This is a genomic window from Bacillus paralicheniformis (genome assembly GCF_001042485.2).
GTDB classification, from domain to species: Bacteria; Bacillota; Bacilli; order Bacillales; family Bacillaceae; genus Bacillus; species Bacillus paralicheniformis.
Genome location: NZ_LBMN02000024.1, coordinates 20007 through 27037 on the forward strand (window position 1 = coordinate 20007; position 7031 = coordinate 27037).

At 46.2% G+C, this 7031-nt stretch carries 10 protein-coding genes and 1 riboswitch; all 10 genes read left to right on the forward strand.

Annotated elements, in window-relative coordinates; genetic code table 11:
* Positions 1-182: 182 nt before the first annotated feature.
* A complete protein-coding gene (locus ACH97_RS16295; protein WP_020451151.1) occupies positions 183-1220 on the forward strand; it encodes a YkvI family membrane protein in 1038 nt (345 codons plus the stop codon).
* A gap of 81 nt (positions 1221-1301) precedes the next feature.
* A riboswitch (PreQ1 riboswitch) is annotated at positions 1302-1346 on the forward strand.
* A 138-nt stretch (positions 1347-1484) separates the two neighbouring features.
* Positions 1485-2144 (forward strand): 7-cyano-7-deazaguanine synthase QueC, encoded by a 660-nt coding sequence (queC, locus tag ACH97_RS16300; protein WP_020451152.1) that lies wholly within the window; start codon positions 1485-1487, stop codon positions 2142-2144.
* A 2-nt stretch (positions 2145-2146) separates the two neighbouring features.
* Complete coding sequence (queD, locus tag ACH97_RS16305) at positions 2147-2587, forward strand: 6-carboxytetrahydropterin synthase QueD (RefSeq protein ID WP_020451153.1); 441 nt, start codon at positions 2147-2149, stop codon at positions 2585-2587.
* On the forward strand, positions 2580-3311 hold the full coding sequence (queE, locus tag ACH97_RS16310; RefSeq protein ID WP_020451154.1) for a 7-carboxy-7-deazaguanine synthase QueE: 732 nt from the start codon (positions 2580-2582) through the stop codon (positions 3309-3311). Before queD ends, queE begins: the two co-directional genes overlap by 8 nt.
* Before the next feature lie 21 nt (positions 3312-3332).
* On the forward strand, positions 3333-3830 hold the full coding sequence (gene queF, locus ACH97_RS16315) for a preQ(1) synthase (RefSeq protein ID WP_009328607.1): 498 nt from the start codon (positions 3333-3335) through the stop codon (positions 3828-3830).
* 423 nt (positions 3831-4253) lie between these two features.
* Positions 4254-5102, forward strand: coding sequence for a hypothetical protein (locus ACH97_RS16320; RefSeq protein ID WP_006636885.1), 849 nt, complete (start codon positions 4254-4256; stop codon positions 5100-5102).
* A gap of 13 nt (positions 5103-5115) precedes the next feature.
* Complete coding sequence (locus tag ACH97_RS16325; protein WP_046132612.1) at positions 5116-5607, forward strand: hypothetical protein; 492 nt, start codon at positions 5116-5118, stop codon at positions 5605-5607.
* The gene (locus tag ACH97_RS16330) at positions 5604-6038 is read left to right on the forward strand and encodes a helix-turn-helix domain-containing protein (protein ID WP_048350687.1); all 435 of its coding nucleotides are present in this window, start codon (positions 5604-5606) and stop codon (positions 6036-6038) included. The genes ACH97_RS16325 and ACH97_RS16330 overlap by 4 nt, the downstream gene beginning before the upstream one ends.
* Positions 6039-6249: 211 nt before the next feature.
* A complete protein-coding gene (locus ACH97_RS16335) occupies positions 6250-6768 on the forward strand; it encodes a DUF7296 family protein (protein WP_053073135.1) in 519 nt (172 codons plus the stop codon).
* The coding region (locus tag ACH97_RS16340; protein WP_241494262.1) for a hypothetical protein at positions 6710-7031 on the forward strand (322 nt) is incomplete at its 3' end. The genes ACH97_RS16335 and ACH97_RS16340, both read left to right, overlap by 59 nt.

Here is a 7031-nt window from a genome sequence, read left to right on the forward strand (position 1 = left end):
CCAATTGACTTTGAAAAAATGGTCTTCAGTTTGACCATTTCTGACTATTAGTATACATTGACCTTCTTTGACTTTCAAGTTCTATGCTTTTTCCTTTTTGTTCCTGAATGAGAAGTTGTCCTTCTTTTTAAAGGACATGGCTCATATGGTGTAGAAAGGGAATTCGTTTACGGAGGAGTCGTATGAGTCAATCACATGGATCAGCCTTTCAGCTGGCATTTGTTTATGTAGGAACAGTCGTGGGAGCCGGATTTGCAACCGGAAGAGAAATCGTCGAGTTTTTTTTAAGATTCGGCTGGCCGGGATTGGCCGGAATTTTGATCAGCGGACTGATGTTTACATTTCTCGGCGCAAAAATGATGCTGATTGCGGTCAGAATCAATGCCAAATCTTATCAGGAGCTGAATCAATATTTATTCGGCCATACGCTCGGGAAATTTGTCAATGTCTTCATGCTCGTGATTTTGCTCGGGGTGACGTCTGTCATGCTGTCCGGAGCGGGGGCGATATTTGAGGAGCAGCTCGGCTTTTCAAACCAAGCGGGGATGATTGCGACGATTGCCTTGAGTCTGTTTGTCATGATGAAGGGCGTCAAAGGGATATTCGGCGTCAATGTCATTGTCGTTCCGCTGCTGCTCCTGTTCACAGTCATCGTCCTGTTTGATTCGTTTATTTTCAGAGGGCCGGAGATCCACAATTTGGCGGCATTCTCGGCGGCAAAACCCGATTGGATTTTATCCGCTGTTTCGTACGGCGCTTTTAATTTGTCGCTCGCACAGGCGGTTCTCGTGCCGATCGCTTCTGAACTGAAATCTGAGCGGCTCATTATAAAAGGAGCATTAATCGGAGGGTGTCTGCTTACCCTTGTGTTGATCGCGAGCTTTCTGTCTCTTTCAACATTGCCTGATGTCCTTTTATACGAAGTTCCGATGGCACAGGTCGTATTCATTGTCCAGCATTCTGTCCATATCATCTATCTGTTTATCATTTTCGGGGAAGTCTTCACATCGGTCATCGGCAATTTATATGGTCTTGAAAAGCAGATTAATGAATATCTTCATATGAAAAGCCTGTATGTATTTATGTTCATCCTGCTGACAATCTACTTGACGGGACAAATCGGCTACGGAAAGCTGATATCGACCATTTATCCTTTGTTCGGCCAGCTGAGCCTCGTCTTTATTTTCTTTTTGATCGTCAAAAGGGTGCCTGAGCGTTGAATGGCAGGCATTGCACTTGGCGAAACGTGCGATTTGTGATAAGATGGCGAAGGAAAATTGAAACAAAATCCGCTTGAAACTGCGGGAGAGGTTCTAGCAAAACCCTCTATAAAAAACTAAGGAAAGCTGTATCCTTGGGGTATGGCCTTTTTTATTGTTTTTTTGCTAGAGCACCTTTCTCACAGAGAAAGGTGTTTTTTCGTTTAAATATCAGTGAATCTCTTCTTTTATGAAATGCTGACGAAAAGCGGAGAAGGAGGAATTATGAAACAGGAAAAAGCGATCGTCGTATTCAGCGGCGGTCAGGACAGTACGACTTGCCTTTTGTGGGCGCTTCGGCAATTTCAGGAGGTGGAAGCGGTCACCTTCCAATATAATCAGCGGCACCGGGAGGAAATCGAAGTCGCGAAAAAGATCGCTGAAAAGCTTGGCGTCAAGCATCACCTTCTTGATATGGAACTGTTAAATCAGCTCGCGCCGAATGCTTTGACAAGGGATGATATCGAGATTGAGGCGAAAGAAGGCGAACTTCCGTCCACTTTTGTTCCGGGACGCAACCTCGTGTTTTTATCGTTCGCTTCGATCCTCGCCTACCAGGTCGGCGCGCGGCACATCATAACAGGCGTATGTGAGACGGATTTCAGCGGCTATCCGGATTGCCGGGATGAGTTCGTCAAATCCTGCAATGTCACTGTCAACTTGGCGATGGAGCGCCCGTTTGTCATCCACACGCCGCTGATGTGGCTGAACAAGGCGGAAACGTGGGAGCTCGCCGATGAGCTTGATGCGCTTGATTTCGTGAAAAACGAGACGCTGACGTGCTACAACGGAATCATTGCCGACGGCTGCGGCGAATGCCCGGCCTGCAAGCTTCGGGCGAATGGCTACAATGAATATATGAAAATGAAAAAGGAGCGAGCTTAACAGTGCTTACACAAATTTACCCGCAACCAAGCCATCCTTACTCTTTTGAACTAAATAAAGATATGCAGATGTCAGCCGCGCATTTTATTCCGAGAGAGGATGCGGGCGCATGCAGCAGAGTCCACGGCCATACGTATACAATCAATATCACGATTGCCGGGGATGAATTGAATGAATCAGGATTCCTTGTCAACTTCAGCACCATTAAAAAATTGATCCACGGGGAATACGATCATACGCTTTTAAATGACCATCAGGAATTTTCGGGTGAAAGCGCGGATCAGATCCCCTCGACAGAAGTGGTGGCGAAAACGATTTACGATAAAACAGAGGCTTATTTGAAAGATCTCAAAAACCGTCCGCATTGCGTTCAGGTGTTTGTCAGGGAAACGCCGACAAGCTATGTCGTCTACCGTCCGAAACCGGGTGTTCACAATGGCTAAGCCGATTCCCGTACTTGAAATTTTCGGTCCGACGGTTCAGGGAGAGGGGATGGTCATCGGGCAAAAGACGATGTTTGTCAGAACAGCCGGCTGCGACTATTCGTGCAGCTGGTGCGATTCAGCTTTTACCTGGGACGGTTCGGCGAAAAAAGACATCAAATGGATGACCGCGGAAGAAGTATACGAATCTCTTAAAGACATCGGCGGAAACGCCTTCTCACACGTTACGATTTCAGGAGGCAACCCGGCGCTTTTAAAACAGCTGGACGGATTGATTTCCCTTTTAAAAGAAAACGGTATACGGACAGCGCTTGAGACGCAAGGGACGTTTTATCAAGACTGGTTTGCCGGAATCGATGATTTAACAATTTCGCCAAAGCCGCCGAGCTCCAATATGAAAACCGATTTTAACAAGCTTGATCATATTGTTGAAAAACTGAAAGAGCACGGCCGGGCGGCAGCGGCAAGTTTGAAGGTCGTCATATTCACGGGGGAAGACCTTCAATTTGCAAAGCAAGTTCACCAGCGTTATCCCGATGTCCCGTTCTTTCTCCAAGTCGGAAATGACGACGTTCATACAGAAGACCAAGAGCGGCTCGTCGAACGGCTGCTTCAAAAGTATGAACAGCTGGTAGAAGCGGTCACGCGCGACCCTGAATTGAACCGCGTCCGCGTTCTCCCGCAGCTCCACACCCTGATCTGGGGTAACAAACGAGGCGTTTGATTGAAGAAAGGAAGATGAATGATGACCACAAGAAAAGATTCAGAACTCGAAGGCGTAACCCTTCTTGGAAATCAAGGCACCAATTATTTGTTTGACTATTCTCCGGAAGTGCTTGAGTCTTTCCCGAATAAACACGAAAACAGGGACTATTTCGTGAAATTCAACTGCCCTGAATTCACATCCCTGTGCCCGAAAACCGGACAGCCCGATTTTGCCACGATCTATATCAGCTACATCCCTGATAAAAAAATGGTAGAAAGCAAGTCTTTGAAACTGTATCTCTTCAGTTTCCGAAATCACGGCGATTTTCACGAAGACTGCATGAACATCATCATGAACGATTTAATTGAGCTGATGGATCCGCGCTACATCGAAGTCTGGGGCAAATTCACCCCGAGAGGCGGAATCTCGATCGACCCGTACACAAACTACGGCAAGCCCGGTACAAAGTATGAAAAAATGGCCGAGTATCGGATGATGAATCATGATCTGTATCCGGAGACGATTGATAATCGGTAAGAGGTGCATCGCTGTGTGACCGGTGTGTGATGCCGGTGTGACGTCACTGTGACGTTTTTTATCTATAATATAAGCGGAAATTAATGCTAGTGTGACGTAGACGTACGATTGAGTGCGTCTATTTTTTTGTCTAAAACGCTGTCCGATCCGGAAAGTTTATTCGCAACTAATAATGAACGAAGAAAAACGTGTGCCATTCCGAAAGTGACTCCGCATCTATTTATGACAGCAAAATTTTAAAAACGGTGTCCATTTCGGAAAGTTGCTGCGCAGTTATAAGTGAAGGAGGAAAAAATTTCGATATTGATGTCGCAAAAATGACGCTTCCTGTGGGGTTTTATAAGTGAAACCGAAAAAATTTCGAAATTGATGTTGCAAAAATGAAGGTTAGATACCCGGTATATAAGTGAAGGAGGTATTCGAATGGCAAATGAAGTTAAGACGTTCAGTTATGAGCAACTAGACGAAAGCACAGCAACATTTCTCCGAGCTAAAGAAAACAAGATGAGGGATATTGTGGGAAACGCATATACAGAGTTGGGACGAGAGTTAAAAGAAGCCCGTGATCATCTATCTGCACATAGGTACGGTTGCTTTGATGAGTGGTGCAAATCGGTAGGGATTAAAAAAACAGTGGCAAACAGACTAATACAACGATACGACTTAATCGTCTCAAATTGGGACGATAGAAAAGAATTACTCGAAGACCTACCCGTCTCACTAACGTACGAAATCGCACGCCCATCCGCAGAGTCAACCGAGCCAAAACGCCAAGCTAAACAGGCGGTCCTAAATGGCGAAGTCAAAACGCTAAAGGAGTACCGGGAACTATTGGCGGAGAAAGAGGCGGCAGAGGCAGCGCTTAAGCAAGCGGAGCGGGAAGCGGATATATTGCGTGACAAACTCGAACGAGTCGAAGAAGCCGAACCGGAAATTCGGACGGAATACGTCGAAGTTAAAACGCCCGATCCGGAACTGCTCGCTGAAAATGAACGATATAAAGAATTGTTCGGTGACATTTCGATGTATGAAGGGCGGACAACTCGCGTGACTAACGGAGACGCGATCACGTATACCGTATACGAGTTTTCCGAAGATGTTCGTAAGTTTGTGGAAAAGTACGGTCATTTGACGCATTTCTCTCGGGAGTTTAGCGAAATGATTGACGAAGGCAAAGAAGAATATAGGAAAGCGATTCATGCGATGCAGACGCTTATGAGATCGATTCAAGGTGCTATGGACGAAAAAGAACCGATCATTATAAACGGATAAAGGAGCGATTTAAATGTTGACAATCAAAAACGTAAAAGACGGCGGAGTAGCTTATATTTTCGGAGCTGAATACGCAGGAGTTGCGAAGGCAATGTTCCCTCGATTTGCGGAAAAATTGTTAGGCGGTGAAGAAAGTGCGGCATTGCCGGCACCTAAGAAACAACGCACGCTGGCCGATGTCAAGAACGCCGTAGATAAACCGCAATCTGATACTCGTCTATGCCGTTCGTCAAAATTGACAGGGAAGGCTCTTCATCGAGAGATTTCACAAGTAATGTTTCGCGCAGAGACTTTATTCGGTCTTAGTAGAAGAAAGGTATGGGGCGAGCTGTACGAAAAGCTTCGTCAAGAAACAGGCGTAGATCCTAAAAACGTCAAAAGAAGCACAACGAAAGGGATACAGGGAGGTCCTTCAAAATTAAGCACATATTTAAAAGACGGTTACGGTCAGCGCTTAGTAGAAATCGCCTATGAAATCTACGACAGATATGAGGCGAGATCATGACAAACGAACATCAACGACTCGTCTCAGTCGAATCGCAGTCCGAATATAATCTAACGTCCGGCAAGTCCGAAACACGCATCTTCGTTAAAATGTACGTCGATGCTGTTAAGAAAGGACTAATCGCGGACATCGGAGCCGATCGTTGGCAGACGTTATGCGTCCTCTCGTCGTTCATGAACGAAAAGGGCGAATGTTACCCGACGCAGGATCAGATCGCTAAGGCGCTGAATGTACGGAGAGAGGCCGCAAACAAACGTATTAAGGCTCTTTGTGATTATCGTTGGCAAGGGCGTCCGCTAGTCGTAAAGCAGAAGACGAGAGACCCGAAAACGCAGCGATGGGAAAACACGCGATACACGATCATGCCGATCAGCCAGCTTGCGATATTTGACGGGGACACGGAGGAATTGCCGGAGCCACGTGACGAGTAACCGCACACGGCTGAGCCATATATGGCTAGACAGCACACTAACAAGAACCATCTTTTAACTAGAGCCATTAATAACTAGATAAATAATAGCGCTCATATACATTCGCGCGGATAGTCTTATTAAAGATGTATCGCGATTAATAACATCTGCAAGAGTGAGCGTATGCGAACGAATTGCTAGGTTTTAATAATAACGAAGGGAGTACGATAGTATGGCTTTTTACGAATATACACAGAACAATAGCGGTGGGTCTTTCATTACGAATGATAAACTTTGTCACCGGATCTTCATTGAGGCGAATTCTTACGAAGAAGCGGACACAATTGCAGAAGGCCTTGGCGTCTACTGGAACGGAGTAAGCGAAGGTATTGACTGCGACTGTTGTGGAGATCGTTGGGGAATCGCAGACCCAGTCGATTTAGATCGTATTAACAAAAAAGGATGGGAAGCAGGGGTTTACTCGAATATAGCTTCGCCTGAAAAAGAGGAGGAATGGAAGGCGCGATACGGTAATTATCCGATTCACACTGCACCAGTATGGTCCGATTATATATTCCGAAACTACTCCGGAAAAATTGCATTCGAAAGTATCGAACAGTACGCTCAGTTCCTAGCGGACGAATACGGATGGACGACGCCAGACGCACGAATTTTCTATAAGGACGGAACAATTGCCGAGATTAACAAACGAAAAGCTAACGAAGGAGCTGACGAAACTCATGCCGATTGAAATCCCGATTTCCCCCGATTACAAACTCACGTCAGACGAACGCAATATCATCGTCAATGAACGCTATTTCACGGACCCGACGAAAGCGCCGAACTGGCCGAAGCGGTTCGCCGACAATCCCGATCTTGATCCGTCACCAATCGCACGTTGGCGAGAGGTCGCGTACTTCCCTTCCGTTGACCGCGCAATCATGTTCGTCATGGATCGGCGGATTAAATTATCCGACGCCAAGACGCTGGAAGAACTCGCACGAATTATACGGG